Genomic DNA, 23976 nt, shown 5'->3' with positions numbered 1-23976 from the left:
ACATTTAACATGAAAAAAATCGCTTTACTGCTGATAGGGTTGACTTTTACAATGCAAGCCCAAACGCAAAGTACTGATTATTTAAAAAAAGCAAAAGAGTTGGTCTCAAAGATGACTCTAGAAGAAAAAGCCTCACTATGTTCAGGCGAAACAGCTTGGTCTACCCAAGCCATCAAACGTTTAGGAATTCCTTCTATTTTTATGACAGACGGACCTCATGGATTGAGAAAAGCAGAAGGATTTGATTTTACCAATAGCGTCCCGTCTACTTGTTTTTCAACAGCCTCAAGTTTAGCCTCTTCTTGGGATCCAAAATTGGCACAAAAAATGGGAGAAGCTTTAGGGATTGAAGCTCAAGCTAATGATGTTCAAATATTATTAGGTCCTGGAGTGAACATGAAACGTTCTCCTTTAGGAGGAAGAAACTTCGAATATTTTTCAGAAGACCCAATTTTAGCCGGAAAAATCGCCATCAGTTTTATTAATGGTGTTCAAAGTCAAGGAGTCGGAACTTCGATGAAACACTTTGCCGCTAACAGCCAAGAATTTGAACGTATGTCAAACAATTCAGTTGTGGACGAACGTACGTTAAATGAAATTTACTTTCCAGCTTTTGAAATGGCTGTGAAAGAAGCACAACCTTGGACAGTAATGTGTTCTTACAATCGTTTTAACGGTATATATGCTTCTGAAAATCCGTATTTATTACACCAAATGCTAAAAGAAAAATGGGGACTAAAAGGATTTGTGGTTTCTGACTGGGGTGCCGTAAACGAAAGAGCTGCTGGTGTTGCAGCAGGTTTGCACTTAGAAATGCCTTCTAGTGGTGGAGCTAATAATTTAAAAGTGATTGCCGCTGTAAAAAATGGGACTTTATCTGAATCTCGTTTGGACGAAATCATCTCTGAGTTAGTTGCAGTGACTTTAAAAGCAAAGGACAGCCATAAAAAAGGAATTGTGGTAAACAAAGTAAAACACAATGAATTGGCTAGACAAATCAGTGGAGAATGTATCGTTTTACTAAAAAATGATAACGCTATTTTACCCCTTCAATCGCAATTGAAAAAAATTGCCATTATTGGTGATTTTGCAAAAACGCCTCGTTATCAAGGAGCAGGAAGTTCGCAAGTACGTCCAACACAAATTGCAAATGCACTAGAAGAATTACAAAAACTAGCTAAAGGAATTCAATTTAGTTTTTCATCAGGATATACTCCAGCGGGTGACACTGACGCTGCTAAAATTGCCGAAGCAGTACAAAATGCAAAAGAAGCAGATGTAGCCATTGTTTTCGCAGGTTTACCTGATATTTATGAGTCAGAAGGATACGATAGAAAAAATATTGATATGCCTGAAGGTCACAATCAATTGATTGCAGAAGTGGCTAAAGTGAACAAAAATGTTATCGTTGTTTTAATGAACGGAGCAGCAGTTTCAATGCCATGGAAAAACGACGTAAAAGCTATTGTTGAAGCCTATTTAGGTGGTCAAGCTGGTGGTGGAGCTGTTGCTGATGTATTAACTGGAAAAGTAAATCCTTCCGGAAAATTATCTGAAACCTTCCCTGTGCGTACTGAAGACACTCCAACTGCAACTGATTTCCCTTCTAAAGACGGAACAGCAACTTATGGAGAGGGTATATTTATTGGATACCGTTATTATGACAAGAAAAAAATCGAACCCAATTTTCCATTTGGATATGGTTTAAGTTATACTACTTTTCAATATTCTGATATCAAGGCAAGCAGTACTAATGCAAAAGATTATGATGCAATCACAATTTCATTCAAAGTAAAAAACATTGGTGCTGTAGCAGGAAAAGAAATAACTGAATTGTATGTTCACGAACAAGATTCAGATGTAGCTCGACCTGAAAATGAATTGAAACATTTTGAAAAAATTAGCTTATTACCTGGTGAAGAGAAAACAGTAAGCTTCCAATTGAACTCACGTGATTTTGCTTATTACAATACCAAAATCCATGATTGGACTGTTCGCTCCGGAAAATTTGACATCCGTGTAGGTGGTTCTTCACGTAATTTACCTTTACAACAAACCATTACGATTGAAAATACAAAACCAATAAAAGTAACTTTCACTCGTGATTCTATGGTAAAAGAAATTAAAAACACCCCTCAAGGAGAAGTTATTGTGAACCAATTAATTCAAGGGTTTATGGGAACAAGCAACAAACTTGAAACAGAAGAAGACAAGAAAACAGCGGCATTTTTTGCAGCAATGTTTGGTGATTTACCAATCAATAAATTCATTTTGCTTTCTGGAGGTAAATTCACCGAAAATAATATGAATGCAATTTTAACTGCTATTAACAAAAACTAAGTTAATTATTTGTTGGAAAAAAGTATTGAAAAGGAAATAAAAAAGAGGTTGCCTAATCGACAACCTCTACTTTAATTCTCTCTTTTTCAAATTACATTCCCTGATATGTCATAACTACAAGCTTATTGGGAAAATTGATTTAGAGTCAATACTTTTTTATTTTTTACTATACTAGTAAATAAATCAAAAGTGTAAAATCAAATATATTCATTTTGAATTAAAAAAGAGAGCTATTATACTTTTATTTAATTAGTTCAAAAGTAGATCGTAAACGAATATCTGATGATGATGAACCTATCATCAAATCAAAATCTCCAGGTTCAGTGCCCCATTCTAATTGTTGGTTATAAAAAGACAACTTTTCTTTGTCAATACTAAATTGAATCATTTTAGTTTCTCCCGCATCCAAATGAATTTTTTGAAAATCTTTCAATTCAATAATTGGACGTACTACAGAGCCTACTTTATCTCTTAAATACAATTGAACTACTTCGTCACCAGCATATTTACCTGAATTAGTCAAACGGAAAGAAATGTCAATAGTCTCTGAATTAGCGATTCTATTTTTAGACAATTTTAAATCTCCATAATCAAAAGTAGTATAACTTAAACCATATCCAAATGGAAATTTAGGACTGTTTTTCAAATCAGTATAGGCCGAAACATAATTGGTCGCATTTTCATTAGGTGCTGGTCTTCCCGTATTGAAATGATTATAATAAATAGGCAATTGTCCTTCTTCTCTTGGAAACGTCATAGGCAATTTACCTGATGGATTATAGTCTCCAAACAATACATCTGCAATAGCATTACCAGCTTCAGTTCCTAACCACCAAGTATATAAAATAGCTGGAGCTGTATCAGCCGTTTGATTAAAAATAAGTGGTCGACCTGCATTAATTAACACCACCACTGGTTTGCCAGTCGCTTGAAGAGCCTGTACCAATTCTTCTTGAACACCTGGTATATGAATATTACTTCGGCTCTTGGCTTCGCCACTCATATTACCTCGCTCACCAATACTTACAATGACCACATCTGCTTGATTAGCAACCGCAACAGCTTCGGCAAAACCCTCTTTGCTGTTCCCTTCAATTTCACATCCTTTAGCATACAAAAGTTGGGTATTTTTACCCACTTTATTTTGCAGACCTTCCCATTGAGAAACTACATGTTTTTCATAATCTATTTCGGGTAACTCAACTGCCCAAAATCCCATGTTTTGTTTGTGTTCTTTTACCAAAGGTCCAATGAAAGCAATCTTTTTCAACTCTTTTGATAAGGGTAATGTTTGTTTTTCATTCTTCAATAAAACAATACTTTTTGCCGCCATATCACGTGCGATTTTTCTATGCAACGGATTGTTTAATTCTTTTGCCTCACGTTTTAGATTGGCATATTTATACGGATCTTCAAACAAGCCTAATTCAAATTTCTTATGTAAAATACGCTTCACTGCATCGTCAATTAAAGCCACTTCTACTTTTCCTTCTTGTACCAATTGCGCCAAGTTATAACGGTAGGCATTACTTTCCATGTCCATATCACTTCCTGCAGTAATGGCTAATTGAGCTGCTTCTTTGGTATCTTTTACATTACCATGATTCACCATTTCTCCGATAGAGCCCCAGTCAGAAACTACAAAACCTTGAAAATTCCATTTCCCTTTAAGAATGTCTCTTTGCAAAAATTTATTTCCTGTGGCTGGCACCCCATTCAAATCGTTAAATGAATTCATAAAGGTAGCTGCACCTGCATCCAAAGCGGCTTTGAAAGGTGGCAAATAAGTTTCCCAAAGCATGCGGTCACTCATATCCACCGAATTATAATCACGACCGCCTACAGCCGCTCCGTAACCCACAAAATGTTTAACACAAGCCATTACCGAATTCACATCGCCTAAATTTCCTTGAAATCCTTTGACTCTAGCATACGCAATTTTAGAACCTAAATAGGTGTCCTCTCCAGCTCCCTCCATCACACGACCCCAACGTGGGTCACGAGCAATATCCACCATCGGAGCAAATGTCCAATGAATTCCACTAGCCGATGCTTCTACAGCGGCAATACGAGCTCCCAAAGCTATCGCATCTAAATCCCAACTCGCCGCTTCGGCTAAAGGAATTGGAAAAGTTGTTTTATACCCATGTATCACGTCTTGACCAAACAACAACGGAATTTTCAATCGAGATTGCATTGCCAATTCTTGGTACTGACGGGTATGATTAGTTCCAATAACATTCAGCATTGAGCCAATCAAACCACCTTTGATTTCTGCTTCTTTATTCGGATTAATTGTAATCGGGCCTGTTGCCTGATTATCCCCCGTATATTGGTTCAATTGCCCTATTTTTTCTTCTAGAGTCATCTGTTTTAATAAAGCTTCAACTCTTTGATCAATTGTTTTTTGTTGTGAAAAACCCAAAACAGAAAATAATAAAAGGGTAAATAGACACGTTTTTTTCATTTTATTTTACTATTGGAATTATTAATTAATATACAAGGGTTTGGATAGCATGAGCTGGAATTTCAACTACTGTTTTTTCAGCACCAACCATCAAATTATAGGTGATTTTTTTTGCAGATTGATTCATTACTATCGTTACTAATCCGCCATTTTCATTCACAAATGTAGTACTTAACAAGTTACTGCGACTTGAAGCTGTACTAACCCGTTTTGCGTTCGGACGTATAAATTTAGAAAAATGTCCGATATAATAATAACTTGGCGTATAAATTAATTCGCCTGTTTTCGTATCTACATGAATAGGAGCAAAACAAAAATTGCCTTTGTGATTAGGCCCTCCATTTTCATCCAACAGAATATTCCAATCTGTCCAACCCACCGTTCCATTATTAAAATCATTAATCATTGAAGTTCCGTAACGTTCTGCATTTCCCCAAAATTGGTATTTTTTAGCATCAAATCGTTCTACACAACCTTCGGTAAATAATAGATTAATAGAAGGATAGGCTTCGTGGACTTTTCTAACGTTGTCAAACATTGACTGCTCTCCTGCCCAAGTTTCGTACCAATGAAATCCCATTCCCCAAGCATATTTAGAGGCTACAGGATCGTCGAAAATCACGTTCGCTCTTTGGTTCATTAAATCTCGATTATGATCCCATACTATAATTTTTTTAGTACCCAAACCTTCTTTTTGCATAGTTGGTCCTAAATAGTACTTGAGGAAATCCCTTTCAGCTGTAGCTGTAAACAAACACGACTCCCATTTTTGAGTAGCCATCGTTTCATTTTGAATAGAAATTCCCCAAATAGGCATCCCTTCTTTTTCATAGGCTTTGACAAATTTGACATAATAATTTGCCCAAGCTTGGTAAAACTCAGGCAATAAAGTTCCTCCTTGAAGCATAGAACCGTTGCTTTTCATAAAAGACGGTGGACTCCAAGGTGTAGCATACAATAACAATTTTCCTCCCGCGGTTTGAATCGCACGTTTTATCATTGGAATTCTATATTGCTTGTCGTGAGCGATGGAAAAGCTTTTCAATTCTTTATCCCCTTCTTCTATGTAAGTGTAGCTACCACTTGAGAAATCCGAACTATGTATGGAAGTCCTAAGTAAACTATACCCTATTCCGCTTTTTTTATTGTAATATGCATCTAGAAGTTCCGATTGTTTTTCTGGACTTAATTTGGCAAAGACCTCTGCCGAAGCATCCGTAACTGCACCTCCAATTCCCATAAAAGTTTGAAAAGTTTTTTTAGGTGCTACAAAAACAGAAATTTCCCGTTCTACAGGTTGCTCCGCAGCTGAAAAATAAAGAGTATTAGTATGTGTTAATCGTAAATTGGTACTGTCAGCAGTTGTATAAACATTAATTTCTCTAGCTTTTTGAGCCATTGTTTTCTTTTGCTGAGCAACAGCAGTTACGCACCAAAAACTAAAAACTGCTACCGCTGATTTTACTATTATATCTTTCATTATTATTTTTTTACCAAGAAAAAGTGGCTACAGCACCAGCATCTAAAGCTGTTGGTACCCATTTTCCATTGCATTTAATATTAAATAACTCGTTTGTATTTCCATCATTTTCAACAATCAATATTTTTTTGCCTAATGGTGTTTTAAATGCTACTGAATTTAAATTACCTACTAAATTAGAAGCAATTCGTACAGATCCTGCAGGGACAAACTTAGAAGCATGAGCAATAATATAATACCCAACATTTCTCTCAAAACTATCGGCTCCGTTAATAGTTAAAGCCCCTTTACAGGTAGAACACCCTCCAGGTGTATAGGGTCTAAAATTAGTATCGTTAGCTAAATTCCATTCCAAAGCCGTTTTACTCCAATTGCGCATCGAGCCAATAATAACATTTTTTAAATGCCATTTCAAATCGCCATCAAAAGTCCCAGATGTCCCAGTATATTGCTCAGTGAAATACAAATTTTTGTTTGGATAAGCATTATGAACAGTTGATAAAGCACTAATATCGCCTTCATACAAATGAAAAGCAGAGCCATCCACATAAGGGTTCGCTCCTGCGTCATTCAATATTGCCAAAGGATATTCAGGTTTATTGCAATTATGATCGTAAATAATAATTTTAGTAGTTAAATTAGCATTTGCAAATGCCGGACCCAAATGATTTTTGATAAAATTGGCTTGCTGTAAAGCTGGCATAAACATACTCGGATTATTTCCTGGATGTAAGGGTTCGTTTTGAGGTGTTATAGCTGTAATCGAAATACCTTCTTCTTTCATTTTTTGAATGTATTTCACAAAATAATTAGCATAAGTACCATAATATTCTGGTTTTAGGCTTCCGCCAACGAAACCATTATTGTCTTTCATCCAAATAGGAGCTGACCAAGGTGTCGCTATAATTTTAATTTGTGGATTGATCGCTAAAATTTCTTTTAGCATCGGAATCACATCATTTTTATCCGGGTTTAGACTGAATTGAGTTAAGTTAACATCCGTTTGTCCAGAAGGTAAATCATCATACGTAAAAGGCGCAGCATTTAAATCAGAAGCTCCAATACTGATACGGAGATAACTAATTGAAATGGAATTGTCATTTTTTCCAAATAATTCCTGAAGTAATTCTTGTCTTTTTTGAGGATTCAGTTTATTAATTCCCTGAGCACTCCCTCCCGTTAAAGTAAAACCAAATCCATCAATAGTTTGAAAAGTTTGAGTTTCATCAACTTCAATACTAGGATAAACATTGTAATTCGTTCCAAAGCTTAAAATCCCAGTTTGTTTTTGCAAGTAGCTATTTTTACTCCCATTGGTCAACCAAAAATCCATGTCATTAACTACTACAGGAGGATTGATTGGTTGCGTCGGGCTAGGAATGGTTTCACTTGATGAAGAACAACTGAATATAGTGAACGACAAGTGCAATAAAGTAAAAAAAATCATTTTATTAGGTCTATTATTTATAAAATTCATTTCATTTCTGTGGTTTTGTAGGAAATAAGATTTCAACATATACAGGCAAATGATCTGACGGATATTTCAAATTTTTTGAGTCACTTAAGATAGCATATTTTTTTACTTTTAAATTATTTTTTTTAGAAATAAAAACATAATCTATCAATTCCTTTACAGGTTTGTCAAACTCAAAATTATTGAAGGTGCCAGATGGTCCAAATGGCTTTTCAATACTAACCAGTCTTGTATCATCCATTACCTCTTTAAGTGCAATTATTCTAGCTTCTTGTGGTTCTGAATTAAAATCACCCATTAAAATTACGGGGTATTTTTTTGTATTCAGTTGATTTATTTTAGACAAAATTAATTCCAAACCTTTGGTTCTAGCTTGTACTCCAATATGATCCAAATGCGTATTAAATACCCAAAATAGCCGATTCGTTGTCAATTCTTGAAATAGGCCGTAAGTACACACCCGATGACACGCTGCGTCCCAACCTTTGGATATTTCTTCCGGTGTCTCGGATAGCCAAAACGTATTGGTTTTTATTACTTTAAATTTATCCTTTTTATAAAATATATTAGACGATTCTCCTTTACCAGCTCCTTCTCTACCAATACCCACTTGACTATATTGAGAAAGTAATTTCTCTAAATCTACCACTTGATGCGGCATAGCTTCCTGAACTCCAAGCACATCGGGTTCATGAAAATTAATTTGCGAAGCGAAAAAATCCTTACGAAACGGCCAGGCATTTTCACCATCAGAAGCAACATCTAAGCGGATGTTATAAGTCATCACTTTTAGTGATTGAGCTTGTATATTTATACCAAGCAAAATCCCTAAGATTATAACTATAATTTTGTTGTTATTCATAAGTAGTAAAATTATTCTCCAATAAAGCTTTTATCCAACTTACAAATAAAAGCTTTTATTGAAGAATTTTTTAAGTTTACAACCCATTTAATTGAAAACTCTAATATAATCCACTTCGTAAGTGGAAGAAACAAAAGCAGGATCAATAGTTCCTCCAAAATTACCGCCAATAGCACTATTAATAATCAAGAAAAAGTTCTGATTGAAGGGCAATGATGAAGTATTTGTGAAAGTATAAAACAATTGATTATCTACATAAAATTTAATTGCATCAGCTCTCCAATCAAGTGCATAAATGTGAAATTCTGTAGTAGCATTATTGATAGTCACATTACGTGAATCCGCATTTCCCCCAGAATGTCCAGGATGATGTAAAGTGCCATAAATTTTATTGATTTGGTTTCCAAGATGTTCCATAATATCTATTTCACCACAAGCGGGCCATCCAGCCGAAGTAATATTATCTCCTAACATCCATAAAGCAGGCCAAGTTCCTCCACCAACGGGCATTTTTGCTCTCATTTCGACTTTGCCATACTTGAAAGAAAATTTTCCTTGGGTTTTGATTCTAGCTGAAGTATAATTGCTACCATTATAATTTTCTTTTATAGTCGTAATTTTTAACACTCCATTTTGAACTTTAACATTATCTGCTCTACTAGTATAATATTGAGCTTCATTATTACCCCAACCCCAGTCACCTGTTCCAGTATCATATCCCCATTTCGAACTATCTGGAGCGCCATCAACATTAAATTCGTCTGCCCAAATAGCTTTTGGAGCAACATAAATTGCAACCGAAATCGAAGTACTTACAAACTGAGCTCCATTGTAAGCAGAAACATATACTGTATAAGAATTTGTTCCAGCAGCATTGTACGTATATGAAAAACTTCCTGAAGTTGACTCCTGAGTTACCCCATCTCCCAAAGCAATTTTATACGAAGTAGCATTAGTTGCACTAAAAGTAAAATTAACCGTTCCGCTTCCATCACCATTAGGAGTAGAAGTCGTTACACCTACTGGAGTAGCCGCAATTACTAAATTAGTAGGTTTTACAATTGATTCACCACCTCCACTATTTCCACCTCCATTATCTCCACTGCAAGAAAAAAATAAAAAAGTGGTTAAGAAAACACTTAAAAAGAGTTTAATTTTTTGAAAATTATTCGAATGTTCTTTCATTTTTTAAAATCAATTGAATTTTAAATTGTTAAAAATAAACTCAGAACCTTAATAGTTCTGAGTTTATTATAAAAAGGTTTATGGGGTTGGTTTTAATTTCAAATACCAAGCATTACCTGTTTCTGTTCCCTGAACTCTCAAATACATATAATTGGCATTAATTACCATAATTTCATATTCTTTTTGAAGTGATCCGTAACCGATAAAAGTATCAACTCCAGATAACAAAATACTAGTTTGTGTTGACGGAGTTCCTGTAGTAATTCCTGTACTTGATGGAACAAAACTAATAGCGCCAGTTCCACCTCCATAAGGATAAATTCCTTCAGCTCCTGAAGCAGGAATACCTGGTAAAGTAGTTAAGGCTCCTGTTTTAGTAAATGCACCATCAGGGCATGCTACTTGAAGAGTATACGAAGTTGCCGAGACTTTAGCAAAAGTAAAAGTAGCAGTATAAAAACCGTTAGCTGTTGCTACTTTTTCATTCACATTAGCTGACCACCATTCTGGTGTAACTGATCCAGTCCAAGGCCCAACTCCAAAATGACCTGCTACACTTTTATCGACTACCCAAGTTTTAGTAGCATTATTAGTTAAAGCAGTAACAATTGCAGGATCAGGCGTAAAATTACTTCTAACTGTTAAATCGGCTGTAATAGTTGTTGAAGTCCCTCCTGGGCCATAAGCAATCACTGTCACAGTATACGTATTTAAACCAAGTGTGGTGTATTTTTTTGTTATTTTACCACCATTTACTTGAACCAAATCTACTGCATCATTGGCATTAAAATCAATTTTAGAAGCTAAAATATTGTCTCCTGAAATGGTAAACGTAACGTCTCCAGATCCATCACCATTTGGATTAGCTGTCGTTTTTCCTGCAAGATTGATTCCTACAGCAAGATTAGATGGTGCTTTTAACTCCCCTAATTCATATTTTTCTTCTGTACAATTTGCAAAAAAAAGTGCAATCAGAAGAAAAGTCAAAATATATTTTATGTTTTTCATTTTTATATTTTTTTTAGTTAGACTCTAACAAGTTTGAATTGCCAAAACACTCCACTACCTGCTTCTATAATAAGTTCCATTGTGTTATTTCCATTAGAAAGTGTTACAGAATATACTCTAGAATTTGGAACTGATACATTTGGTAATTCTCCAGCATTTGTTGCTTTTGGCAACCCTAAATATGCCCCCGCACCATTAATGGTTATTGTGTGAGCGGTAGAATTATAAACGTAGGTAGCAGAAGCTGATCCATTATGAGGGGCAACTGGTGTCCCACAAGCGTCTGAAGTACCTTGCCAGCCTTCCAACCAAGTACTGTTACCTAGTACATTACTAAAAGATCCATTTGATCCAAACACAAAAGTATCATCAAAATAACATGCTCTTGCTGTAACTCCAGCTGCATCAATCGCCCACCAACTTTTATCGCCTGGAGCAGGCCCAACACCTAGAGCACCAGCTTCAGGAGCAATTTTCCAAGTTCCTTCTATACCTGAAGCAGGAGTAGGGTTTTTATAGAAATATAAATTATCTATAAAAACAGTCCCACCAGAGGAAGCAAATAACATTTGAGTTATTGCTGATCTATTTGTTGTGAAATCAGACAAAGGAATATCTACACTCACCCAATTATTAAGGGTAATAGTAGATAAATCTACTTGTGATTCTTTAGTTGGACCACTTGAAATAGATGTATTTACGATTTTAAATCCTAAACTAGTAGCATTTGGTGTCCAATAATCAAAATGAACATATTGCATTGAAGACAAATTTGTTGCATTTCCGTAATCAGTAACAATTCCAGTATAATTAAGTAAACTATATTTCAACATAGCATTTGATCCAATAGTAGGATTAGCCAAAATAGTTGATTGACCCCAACCCGGATTCCATTCACTTACACCAATGTTAGTATAAGAGTCACTAAATATAGAAACAACATCTACAGCTTGTCTACTTGGCGGTGCTGGAGCCGAAGTTGTAGGTGCTAAAATTGCGGTAACCACAAAATTTTCTTGATAATTAGTAGTTCTAATTGCTCCACTTTTAGAAACAATTTTAATAGTATAAGTTCCTGCTGATGCATAGGTATGCGATATTGACTCGCCATTATTTACTTGCACTGGAACCTCATTAGGAACATCTCCAAAGTAAACATCATAAAACAAAGCAAAATCAGCCGTAGCACGAACATTTACTTTTTTAGAAACTGCCCTATCATTTTCAATAGTAACTACTAAATTTTCAGGTGATCTAAATGAAACCGTAATATTTTGTTCAGCAACTACTTTTTTTCCTGATAAACTTATACCTGTTATTTTAACTTTATAAGCTCCTTCTCTATAAATATGCGTCACACTACCTCCTGCAGCTACTTTAGCTACTGTAGTAGTTCCATCACCATATTCAATTTCAAAACTAGTAACTCCTTCTCCTCTAGGGATTAAAGTTACTTTACCTGAATTGTCTTGAGTAATTAAAGCTAAAGCAGAAACTGCTGAAGGGTCTTTAATTGAATTCACAAAACTTGTATCTGAATCAATTCCATCGGGAATCGAACAGCTTATAGCCAATAATACTGTTAATATTAGACTATATAAAATTTTTATCTTTTTCATAAGTACCATTTTTATTGATTATAACCCGGGTTTTGAACTAGTTTAGTGTTTTGTAATTCTTTATAAGGAATAGGGAAAACTTCGTTTTTACCCGCTCTAAATCCTCTTGAAGCTAGTTTAGTAGCAGCATCACCCCAACGAACTAAGTCAAAGAAACGATGTCCTTCACCAGCTAATTCAGCTCTTCTTTCTGCCTTAATAGCTGCTAACGACACTGGAGTACTTGCTAAACCAACACGCGCTCTAACCGCATCCAATAATGCTTGTGCTCTAGTTCCTGTACCTCCTAAAGCTTCAGCTTCCATTAAATAAGTATCCGCAAGACGAATTACATACGAATTTTGTCTATAATTCAATACTGGTTCACCAGTTCCTGTTGTAACATCTGATCTTCTTGGAATAAATTTATTTAAAAAATATCCCGTATCTTGATATCCTCCTATGTACGAAGCTTTACCTCTTGTTTGCAAGTCTTTCATATCTAAAACTGTAGCTGCAAATCGTGGATCTAATTTTATAAAATCATAGAAATCTTGTGTAAACACATTGAAACTCCATCCTGAAGGTAAATCTGGTGCATCTGATGCAATTTTAGAATAGGTTCTTGGCCCACACATTACATTGGTAGAGTTTCCTTCATCAATACCATTACCCCAATTTTCCCATCCTATACTTGAAGCATTTGTATGCGCTACTTCTAAAATAGATTCTGAATTAAATTTATTATTTACAGTCCATAAATCTGCGAAATTAGTTAGTAATCTATAACCATATTGACTAGTTCCGCCTGGAGTACCATTCACAGTAGCGAATTCCGTTGCCGCTTGAGAATTTTTATTTTGATACAAATATACTTTGCCAAGTAATGCATGAGCAGCCCCTTTTGTAATACGAGCAGATTCTGAAGTAGAAACCGTATTAGGTAAATTAGCACTTGCAATAGCTTCTGTCAAATCTTTTTCTATCTGAGCATAAACCGCTACTGGAGTAGCTTGCTCTACAGTGTAAAACTCTGAAGAAGTCATAGGTACTGTTATCAAAGGAATATTCTTGAACATTCTAACTAAATTAAAATAGTAGTTTGCTCTCAACACTTTTGTTTCAGCAGTATAACGGTCTATCAAAGCCGCGTCCATTGGAACTGAAGATAATTTTGTAAGCAAATAATTAGCTCTAAAAATACCTTGATAATGATCACTCCAAAAACTTTGAGGCATGATATTAGCATTGATAGTATAATTTGAAAAACCTTGAATACCCGCACCATCAGTAGCGCCTCCTCCTCCGGCATAATTGTCGTCAGAACCTGAGTTCATCATAGTAATCATATTTTCAAATCCTCCCGAATTTTTTCTCATGATATCATATACCGAAACCAAACCAGCAAATGCTTGTTCTTGATTTTGATAATAATTACTCTCTAGACTAGTTCCTTTAGGTTCCACTTCTAAATAGTCTTTAGAACACGAACCTAACGTGATAACTACTGCTGTAGCAATAGATAATAATTTAAAATTTATTGTTTTCATAATTTAATTTTTATTAAAACTGAACATTAGCACCAAACATGAAAGTACGCGCTTGAGGATAATAACCTCTATCGACACCTAAAATATTTCCTCCGATTTCAGGATCAAATCCTGTGTATTTTGTTAGAGTTAATAAATTTTCTCCCGTAACATAGAAACGAACTTTTTGAGCCCCTACTTTGTTCACAAGACTGGTTGGCAAAGAATAACCTAACTGAACTATTTTTAATCTTAGATAATCTCCGTTTTCAAGATAAAAATCTGAAGCGTTTCCAAAGTTTCCATTAGTATCGTTATTTGTCAATCGTGGATATGAATTAGAAGTTCCAGGACCTGTCCAACGAGATAATGCTTCTGTTTGATAATTTGCATTTAGTATATCTAATCGTCGAATTCCTTGAAAAATTTTATTTCCAGTAGCTCCTTGAGCAAAGGCAGTTAAATCAAATCCTTTATAATCCAAATTCAAAGTAAATCCAAAAGTAAATTTTGGTAGTGGACTTCCTAGAAACTGCTTGTCATCATTGGTAATTGTACCATCTCCGTTTGTATCTGTCCATCTAAAATCTCCTGGATGAGCATTAGGTTGTATTAAACCTCCTGCTGCATTTTTGTATGCATTAATTTCGTCCTGAGTTTGGAAAATTCCAGCAGTTTTAAATCCATAAAATGAATTATATGCCTGACCAACTTGCGTTCTAGTAATGTCTCCCATAGATTGAAAACCTGCAACTCCACTAGTAATAAATTCTTTTCCTTGACCTAAATAGGTAACTTCATTTTTTAAGTACGAAACATTTCCATTAGCTGAAATATTAAATTCACCGATTTTTTTTCTGTATCCTAGCTCAACTTCAATCCCTTTATTTTGCATATCAGCAACATTCCCTAAAGGACTTCCGGTAGCTCCAACATATCCAGGTAAATCTACATATTGCAAAATACCCGTAGTTTTTTTGTTATAATACTCAACAGTCAAATTAAGTTCAGTAAATAATTTTGCGTCAAAACCAAAGTTAACTTGAGAAGTTTGCTCCCATTTCAAATCAGGATTAGATGGTGCACTTGGACTATTCCCAGAAGAAATTGTAGTTCCTGCACTTCCAAAAGTATAATTTCGCCCTCCATCAATTAAGGCTAAATACCCATTTGGAGCAATCGCATCATTCCCTGTCACACCATAACCTCCTCTAAATTTAAGAGAATTAATGATTTTATTTTCTTTCCAGAAACCTTCTTTCGAAACTACCCAACCAGCAGAGAAGGAAGGAAAAATACCAAACTTATTATTAGGTCCAAAGTTTGAAGACCCATCTCGACGAATAATCCCTGTAAACAAATATTTTTCATTAAATGAATAATTCAAACGAGAAAATAATGATGTTACTCTATGCTCCTGAGCTGTATAAGAAGCTCCTACACGTTGTGCAGTTGGCAATGGAAAATTAAATGAAGCTTGAGTATAATCGTTCACTGGTAAATTAGTGTGAGCTACATAAGAACCTCTTGTATTATTATCAATATAAACACCTTGACCCAATAAAACTGTAAAATCATGTGAACCTAATGTTTTTGAATAAGATGCTGTATTCTCAATATTCCAAGCAAATGTTTGATTAGTAGCGCGTGTCAAGCTATTTTGAGAAGCTAAAACAGTAGGACTTAAATAATATTTCGGCGTGAAAGATTCGTCTCCCCAATAGGCTAACTTTCCACCCATTGATGATTTTATTTTTAAATTTTCGATAGGTTTAATCTCTGCAAAAACATTTCCAATAAAATCATCAGACCAATTGTAATTACCTAATCTTGTATTTACATATGCAACAGGATTAGACATTTCTTGACCAACCAAAGAAGAAATACCGTAAGGATTACCATTAGCATCTCGAAAAACAGGATTACTTGTATAAATCGAAGAATTGGCAACAATAGGGTCTGTAATAACTACAGGTGTTATTGGATCTAAGTTCAAAGCCGAACTTAAAGGACCGCCAAATTCACTGTTGGTATTACCAAGACCTACTCCCTTTTGATGTGTATATCCTAATGTTTGTCCAATTTGAATTTTTTTAGTCAAATTATGCGTTGAATTTAAACGAATACTTTTTTTGCCAAAATGAGAAATGTCTTTAGAAACAATTCCTTCTTGATCTTGAATTCCAAAAGAAGCAAAAAACGTAGAAACTTCATTTCCGCCGCTAAAACTAACTTCATGAGAAGTTCTCATAGCATGATTGTTAAAAATCTGTTTTTGCCAATCTGTACCAGTTCCTAAAGCAGATAAATTAGGAAACAAAACTGAACCTCCAGCTGCAACAGACTTTTCATTCATTAAGGCTCCATATTGTGAAGCATTTAATAATTTTAAAGTTTTTTCAGGAGAAGATATACCTGTGAAGCCTGTATAGTTAACACTAATTTTTCCTGACTTCCCTTTTTTGGTAGTTACTAATATTACTCCTGAAGCAGCTCTTGCTCCATAAATAGCCAATGAAGCAGCATCTTTCAATACCTCAATTGACTCAATATCTGATTGATTTACATATCCAATACCCCCTGAATCAACAATAACGCCATCTACAACCCATAACGGATTATTTCCGCCATAAGTATCAAAAGTAGTTAAACCTCTCACACGAACTGTTGAAGCAGCTCCTGGTTGACCAGATTGCGCAGCAATTGTAACTCCAGAAACTCTACCTTGTAGTGTTTGTTCAATTCTTCCATTAGGGACTTTCTCCAAATCTTTAGCTTTGACACTAGAAATAGCTCCGGTTACAACACTTTTCTTCTGCGTTCCATAACCTACAACTACAACTTCATTCAAATCCTGCGATTGTGATTTCAGTTTTACTGTAATATTAGTTCGCCCATTAATAGACTCTTGAACCGTAGTGTATCCTATAAAGCTGATTGACAAAACTCCATTTTTTGGAGCTTTAATTTCAAAAACTCCATCAAAATCTGAAGTCGTTGCTTTAGTAGTACCTTTAATTAAAATAGTCGCTCCTGGAATAGACAGACCATTTTCGTCATGTACTTTCCCTTTTACAACAAGCTCTTGTGCTTGTCCATAAATCGAGAAAAACAAAGACAAAAAACAAAAAATAAATAATTTCGTTAATTTCATTTTTCTAAAAATTTTGGTTAATTAATTAGTAATTTGAAACAATATTAATGATATAAAAGAATGAATCGCATTTAACAATCCTTACAAAAACACATCAAAAGCCATTTTTAATCCTTACAAAAACACATCAAAAAAAATTTAAATAATTGATTAACAATAATTTAAAAAAATAAAAATGTTATATAATAAAAAAGAAAAATGAAAATTACCACTACATCTTATAAAATCTATTAAATTAGCTTACGATTAGTTATTAATACAGCTAAAAAACTACAAACCAATGATTCTATTAGCCAATAAAAAATTTAATTTTTTTCTTATTTGCATTTTTTTTCCAATTCTATTTTGGGGGCAAGTAAAGAATATTGGTCTACCAGAAATTAGAAACTACAAAAGATCAGATTACAAAGGTGGTACCCAAAATTGGAATATTGACCAAGATGAAAATGATAATGTATATTTCGCAAACAACGATGGTTTATTTCAATTTGATGGTTCAGTCTGGAGTAAATACACATTACCAAACAAATCCGTTGTACGTTCCATAAAAACAGACAAATCTGGAAAAATATATGTAGGTGGGTATAACGAATTTGGTTATTTCAAGCCAAATACTAATGGACAATTAGTTTATTTTTCACTCTCAAAATATTTAAACAAAAAGAATATAAGCACCATTGACATTATATGGAAAATTCACATCTACAATAATGAGGTTATTTTCCAATCTTTTGAAAATGCGTTCATTCTAAAAAACAATCGAATTACAATAATGAGACCGCCTTCTCGTTTTCAATTTTCGTTTATTTCAGGTAAACGACTTTTTTTTCAAGACATTTCAAACGGAATTTTAGAATATAAAAACGGTACGCTACACCCTCTCCAAAATACAACCGCATTAAATAAAACAGAAGTGTGGGGTATTTTTAATTTATCAGCGACACAATTACTAATAAGTACTTTAGACAAGGGGTTATTTCTATATGAAAACCAGCAATTAAAACCATGGAATACAGAAGCTAATGTTTTTATTACAAAAAATAGCGGGCTTGGTGGAACAACAATAAAAAATAATTATATCGCACTTAATTCTGTTTTAAACGGGGTAATCATATGTGATAAATTCGGAAAAATTATACAACATATCAACCGAAAAAAAGGATTAGAAAATAATACAATACTTACATCTTATATTGACAATAAAAATAATCTTTGGTTAGGGCTAGATAACGGAATTGCTTTTGTCAATGAAAATTCTCCATTTACTTTTTTCGGATTTAGTTATAATTTAAGTACCGTCTACGCTACAGCTGTCTATAAAGGAAACTTGTATGTTGCCACCAACCAAGGCGTATTCTACCATAGTTGGAGCGTTCCTTTTAAAGAAGATAATTTCGAATTAATTGAAGGCACCACAGGTCAAGCGTGGAATATTCAAGTTATAGATGACCAACTATTTTGCTCACACAATAGAGGAGCTCTTTTAATTTCAGGAAATAAAATAATCAAAACATTAGACAATGTGGGGTATTGGAGTTTCAAAAAAATTCCAAACAACCCTAACTATGTAATTGGATCTAATTATAAAGGTTTTTCATTATTAGAAAAAACAAATAATAATTGGCAATTTGTGAAACATATTGATGGTTTTTTTAAATCAGTAGGGGAATTTGAAATTGACAACTCAAATATTTGGGTAAAAAAAGACGAACTAATTTACCAAATGAATTTAAATGACGATTTTAAAAAATTTAGATTCATAAAAACCTACAAGGAACTATCAAAATTAGATAAGGGGATTACTAGCATTCAAAAATTACAAAACACCATCTACTTCCAAAACAATAATCACTTTTATACATTCTCAAAAGACACTCAAACTTTTGAAAAGGAGGAAAAATTTACAAAAATTTTTAAAAAAATACCTCTTACTAATACTATTCATGAGGACAAATACGGTAACATTTGGTATGTAATCAAAGAATCATTAGGCGTGTTATTAAAAACAGCAAATGGAGGTTATAAAAATACCATTGCTCCTTTTTTAAATCTAACACAGGATTTAGTGTACAACAATTTATCCATTAACACTATTGACCAAAAAAATATATTCATAGGACTTACGGACGGACTTGTTCATTACGATTCAAAATTATCAACCGATTTCAATAATAATCCGAAAGTATTTATTAGGAATTTCACAAGCCCATTTGGGAATTTAGTATTAGGAAATGGAAAAAATAATCTTCCTAAAATCAAAATTCCTTACTCATCTAATTTTGTCAAATTTAGATTCTCCACGCCCACCTATGAAAATATTGAAAATATTAAATATTCCTATAAGCTAGATGGTTATGATAATAGCTGGAGTAATTGGTCTGCATCTACCGTTAAAGAATATACTAATTTACGAGAGGGCGACTACAAAATGAGAGTGAAAGTAAAAAATAGTTTTGGAATAATTTCTCAAGAATCATCCATTGAATTTACGATTTCACCACCTTGGTACAGACATTTCGTAGCTTATATTTTTTACTTAATATTCATCGCTGCTTCAATACGCATTATTAGAGATAGAATTAAAATTAAGATTCGAAAAAATAAATACTATGAAAAAATTGAGCAACGTAGACTTTATTTGGAAAAAGAAGCCCGAATTCGTAAGGAACAATACAAATTAGAAAAAGAAATTGAAAAATTAAAAAACGACAAATTACAAATCAAAATTCAAGCGAAAGACAAAGAACTTGTTACCAATTCACTACAAGTAGTTAAGAAAAATAAAATACTTAATGGGATTATTCATAAACTAAAAGAAATCAATACTACCACATTAGATGAAGAAACTAAATTTCAATTTACTAAATTGAATAAAAGTATTCTTAAGGAGGTAAATGCGGATAAAAGTTGGAAAGATCTTGAAAAACATATTAAGAATGTACATTTCGAATTTCTTAAACGATTAAAAGAAAAACATCCTTCCATTTCGCCAAGAGAATTAGACCTATCGACTTATCTTTTAATGAATATGTCTACAAAAGAAATTGCTGAAATCATGAATATTTCAGGAGGGGGAGTAGAATTAGCACGCTATCGTTTAAGAAAAAAATTAGAACTTAATAAAAAAGAAAACCTTATAGGGTATTTAATGTCAATATAAAACTAAAACGCTAATAAATTTATTAGCGCTTTATAAGTATTAAGTTAGTTTACAATTACAATAACTCTAAAGTACGTTCTAATGCCATACCTCTAGAGCCTTTTATTAGAATGGTACTATTCTCTATTTGATTTGTTTTCAAAAAAGTTGCTAAGTCATTAAAACTCGCATGGAAATGAAGATTATCATTGTTTAAACTGTTAGCAAAGAAGTCTGCACCAACAAAATGACAGACAATATCTTTTTGACCAGACAAAGATTCCACTACATTTTTATGCTCTTGAAGACTTTCGTCTCCTAATTCAAACATATCTCCTAAAATTGCGATTTTGTTTGAATTGTCCAATTGTTTAAAATTTTCAATTGCCACAGCCATACTACTCGGATTGGCATTATAAGCATCTAATATGATTTGATTAGTCCCTTTTGTAATCAATTGAGAACGATTATTTTCTGGAACATATCCTTCTAAAGCTGATTTGATAGCTTCATTAGGGACTTCAAAATATTTCCCAATAGCAACCGCAGCATTAATATTATTAGCATTATACAAACCTATTAAATGCGAAACAATTTTTAACCCTTCTAACTCAACTGATACAAAAGGGTTAGCTGTAACAGCTGTAACAGAAACGTTCGCTTCTAATTTATTAACTCCAAATGTATAATGATTTAAAGTCTTTGTCTTTTCTACCTGTATAGGATCTTCTAAATTAACAAATGCTAATTTATCATTAACAGCAAGATAATTATACATCTCACTTTTACCTTCAATCACTCCTAAAACTCCGCCAAAACCTTCCAAATGAGCTTTGCCAAAATTGGTGATATATCCATAATCAGGCTGAGCTAATTCACATAAGAATTCAATTTCTTTTTTATGATTAGCCCCCATTTCTACAATTCCAATTTCCGTTTCCGAAGTAAATGAAAGCAAGGTCAATGGGACTCCAATATGATTATTTAAATTTCCAACAGTAGCTTTAGTAGTAAATTTTGCAGAAAGTACCGCATGAATTAATTCTTTGGTAGTAGTCTTTCCATTACTGCCAGTAAGCGCTATAATAGGTAGTTTTAAATAGTTTCTGTGGTATTGTGCCAATTCCTGAAGGGACTCTAAACTATTCTTAACTAAAATAGTTCTTTCGTCAATATAATAGTTGGCATTATCAATAATAACATAAGATGCACCTTTATCTAATGCTTCTTTAGCGAAAGTATTTGCATCAAAATTTTCCCCTTTTATTGCTATAAAAAAAGAATTGGGCTGAATTTTTCTAGTATCAATCGACACTGATTGACATTCTAAAAATAAGGCATGTATTTTAGCAATATCCATATAAATGAAAATTTAAAAAACAAAAAGCCCTGAAAAGGGCTTTTTGTTGTAATACTATAAAAAACTAGTTTCTAGGTCTTTTCTTGTTTTGTGATTTAGACCCTACTCTAGACATAGCACATCTAAAACCAATATAATCGGTTGCCATATCTTGAGGGAAGTATCTTCTTTGAGCAGGATCTAACCAATAGGCTCTATCTCTCCAAGAACCTCCTTTATAAACCCTTACATTATCATTAACCAAAGTGGTTCTTTTATTTGACTTATCAAATTTTCTAACCATTTTACCTAAACTATCTACAGTCACATTGTGTTTAGGTGAATTGTACATGTTTTTTGCTTCTTTTGTAGACTCTGAAGATCCAAACTTGTATTCTTTGCTTGATTGTTGATCGCCATCTCTGAAATTCAAGTTATTACTTCTATCAAAGTTTTGTCTCAAATAAGTTTCATTTTCATCCACTGGAACTTGAGCCAATTGCCCAGGGAAAGTTCTTGCAATTACCTTACCATTACTTAAAGTATCATACTTCATTGTTTTTTGAGTAATGATTTCAGCTTTACCGTCTTTTCCTATTTTATTTTTAGTGTATTGATTTCCTCTAAAATAATTGAAATCATTAAATTCATTGTCAACAATAGGTCGATACACATCGGCAACCCATTCCGCAACATTTCCTGCCATATCATACAAACCAAAATCATTGGCTGGATATTTTTTTACTTCGTTAGTAATATCGGCACCATCATCAGACCATCCAGCTATACCACCATAATCTCCATTTCCTTGTTTAAAGTTAGCCAATTGATCTCCTTTTGTTTGACGTTTACCTGAACGTGTATATTGTCCTGACCAAGGGTATTTTTTCTGTCCTTTATACACATTATATTCTCTTTGCCCTACATCTGCTGCTGCTGCATATTCCCACTCAGCTTCGGTTGGCAATCTATATTCTGGCAACAACAACCCCGAAGAACGTTGTACATAAACATTTTTAGGTTCAATTGTTTTACCTCCCTTAGTGGTTGTAGCTTTAGCAGATCCTTTTCTACCTTTCAATACAATTTTATCATCCCCGCCATAAGTCGCTGTTGGCGAATTAAAATAGGTTTCTGTACTAAATGAATTTTCAGCCGTTACATCCTCGGTTTTTGCATTCTTTTTTAAATAACCGTTTTTCTCTAACAAAGCTTCGTTCACACGATCAGTTCTCCATTTACTAAATTCAACTGCTTGAATCCAATTTACACCAACCACAGGATAAGCCGCATAAGAAGGATGTCTCAAATAATTATTAGTCATATTTTCACTATATCCTAATCTATTTCTCCACACCAAAGTATCTGGCAAAGCTCCCTCGTATATATGTTTGTAGTTTTCATCTGTTGGGGGAAATACATTTTTCAACCATTGTAAGTATTCTAAATACATGAAATTAGTAACCTCAGTTTCATCCATATAAAAAGACTGAACGTGTTGTTGAGTTGGAGAATTATTCCAATCATGCATCACATCATCCTGTACCTTACCCATTGTAAAAGTTCCTCCTTCAACAAAAACTAAACCTGGTCCAGCTTCTTGATCTCCTGCTTTCTTAAATCCTCCTTTTTTATTATTTACATTCCAGCCTGTTGCTCTTGAAGATCCTTTACCAGAACTAGATGATTTTTTACTACAACTTGATACGCCTATGATTAATAACACAGACATCATCAATTGCAAGGCATTAATTTTGTTTACTTTCATACTCTTATTATAGGTAATTTTCGTGTTGCAATATACTGATAACGGATTAATTGCTACACTATTTTTTCTTTATAAATTTAAAAATTAGCTTTTGCTTATAACGCACAAAAACAAAAACGCAAATTTATAATTTTTATTATTACAATTACACTAATATACTACATTTTTACTTCAAAAACCGACTCAAACGACTTACATTTTCAATATATCCCAATTCTTACAATTCAAAAGACTCATTTTAATTTTATTAACCATACCAAATCTTACACAATAATATCTTTAAATTGAAGTTATACAGAAATACATTTCTGAATTTTAGAAAAAATAATCATTAAAATACAGACATAAGATTATTACACTAAAAATCAATTCCTATGTTTCAAAACTTGGAAAATCTATAAAAAATAGTACATTTGTTTATTCAATCACAGCTTTAAAATGAAAAAAATAACTCTACTCCTACTATGCAGTTTCTCTCTTTATTTAGCCAATGCACAAGAAAGAGTTATTACTACTGGAGTTCCATTTTTAATGGTCTCAGCAGATGCTAGAGCTGCGGGGATGGCAGATATTGGTATTGCCACTTCAACCGATGCCTTTTCACAACAATGGAATCCTGCTAAATACGCCTTT

Annotated in this window: 13 protein-coding genes and 1 pseudogene; 3 read left to right on the top strand and 11 right to left on the bottom strand. The window is 33.6% G+C overall.

What is annotated here, in order from left to right; all coding sequences use genetic code 11:
- Positions 1-9 precede the first annotated feature (9 nt).
- Entirely contained in the window at positions 10-2340 is a 2331-nt protein-coding gene (locus RMR09_RS01505; protein WP_310594072.1) for a glycoside hydrolase family 3 C-terminal domain-containing protein, read from the top strand.
- A 241-nt stretch (positions 2341-2581) separates the two neighbouring features.
- Here RMR09_RS01505 and bglX read toward each other — a convergent pair whose 3' ends face one another.
- From bglX to RMR09_RS01460, 9 genes are all read right to left on the bottom strand, one after another.
- Entirely contained in the window at positions 2582-4807 is a 2226-nt protein-coding gene (gene bglX, locus RMR09_RS01500) for a beta-glucosidase BglX (protein ID WP_310594071.1), read from the bottom strand.
- Positions 4808-4832: 25 nt separating this feature from the next.
- On the bottom strand, positions 4833-6287 hold the full coding sequence (locus tag RMR09_RS01495) for a glycoside hydrolase family 30 protein (protein ID WP_310594070.1): 1455 nt from the start codon (positions 6285-6287) through the stop codon (positions 4833-4835).
- Positions 6288-6297: 10 nt separating this feature from the next.
- On the bottom strand, positions 6298-7764 hold the full coding sequence (locus tag RMR09_RS01490) for a glycoside hydrolase family 30 beta sandwich domain-containing protein (RefSeq protein ID WP_310594069.1): 1467 nt from the start codon (positions 7762-7764) through the stop codon (positions 6298-6300).
- A gap of 1 nt (position 7765) precedes the next feature.
- Positions 7766-8545 (bottom strand): endonuclease/exonuclease/phosphatase family protein, encoded by a 780-nt coding sequence (locus RMR09_RS01485; protein ID WP_310594068.1) that lies wholly within the window; start codon positions 8543-8545, stop codon positions 7766-7768.
- Positions 8546-8710: 165 nt separating this feature from the next.
- On the bottom strand, positions 8711-9808 hold the full coding sequence (locus RMR09_RS01480) for a family 16 glycosylhydrolase (RefSeq protein ID WP_310594067.1): 1098 nt from the start codon (positions 9806-9808) through the stop codon (positions 8711-8713).
- 78 nt (positions 9809-9886) lie between these two features.
- A complete protein-coding gene (locus RMR09_RS01475) occupies positions 9887-10816 on the bottom strand; it encodes a hypothetical protein (protein ID WP_310594066.1) in 930 nt (309 codons plus the stop codon).
- Positions 10817-10833: 17 nt separating this feature from the next.
- Positions 10834-12435 (bottom strand): PKD domain protein, encoded by a 1602-nt coding sequence (locus tag RMR09_RS01470; RefSeq protein ID WP_310594065.1) that lies wholly within the window; start codon positions 12433-12435, stop codon positions 10834-10836.
- 11 nt (positions 12436-12446) lie between these two features.
- Positions 12447-13964 (bottom strand): RagB/SusD family nutrient uptake outer membrane protein, encoded by a 1518-nt coding sequence (locus tag RMR09_RS01465; protein WP_310594064.1) that lies wholly within the window; start codon positions 13962-13964, stop codon positions 12447-12449.
- A gap of 13 nt (positions 13965-13977) precedes the next feature.
- The gene (locus RMR09_RS01460) at positions 13978-17097 is read right to left on the bottom strand and encodes a TonB-dependent receptor (RefSeq protein WP_310594063.1); all 3120 of its coding nucleotides are present in this window, start codon (positions 17095-17097) and stop codon (positions 13978-13980) included.
- Positions 17098-17377: 280 nt separating this feature from the next.
- On the opposite strand from RMR09_RS01460, the gene RMR09_RS01455 reads away from it, so the two are divergent.
- Positions 17378-20257 carry a triple tyrosine motif-containing protein gene (locus RMR09_RS01455; RefSeq protein ID WP_310594062.1) on the top strand — a complete coding sequence of 960 codons (2880 nt, stop codon included), beginning with the start codon at positions 17378-17380 and terminating at the stop codon, positions 20255-20257.
- A 55-nt stretch (positions 20258-20312) separates the two neighbouring features.
- On the opposite strand, the gene murF is transcribed toward RMR09_RS01455, so the two are convergent.
- Both murF and gldJ read right to left on the bottom strand, forming a co-directional pair.
- A complete protein-coding gene (murF, locus tag RMR09_RS01450; RefSeq protein WP_310594061.1) occupies positions 20313-21596 on the bottom strand; it encodes a UDP-N-acetylmuramoyl-tripeptide--D-alanyl-D-alanine ligase in 1284 nt (427 codons plus the stop codon).
- Between the two features lie 64 nt (positions 21597-21660).
- The gene (gene gldJ / locus RMR09_RS01445) at positions 21661-23343 is read right to left on the bottom strand and encodes a gliding motility lipoprotein GldJ (protein ID WP_310594060.1); all 1683 of its coding nucleotides are present in this window, start codon (positions 23341-23343) and stop codon (positions 21661-21663) included.
- Positions 23344-23781: 438 nt separating this feature from the next.
- Here gldJ and RMR09_RS01440 point away from each other — a divergent pair.
- Positions 23782-23976, top strand: a pseudogene (locus RMR09_RS01440) (hypothetical protein); the annotation flags it as partial.

This window comes from Flavobacterium sp. (assembly GCF_031537875.1).
Taxonomy (GTDB): domain Bacteria; phylum Bacteroidota; class Bacteroidia; order Flavobacteriales; family Flavobacteriaceae; genus Flavobacterium.
Note: the sequence above shows the minus strand (reverse complement) of the source record. Positions and strands in the feature narration are given on the sequence as shown.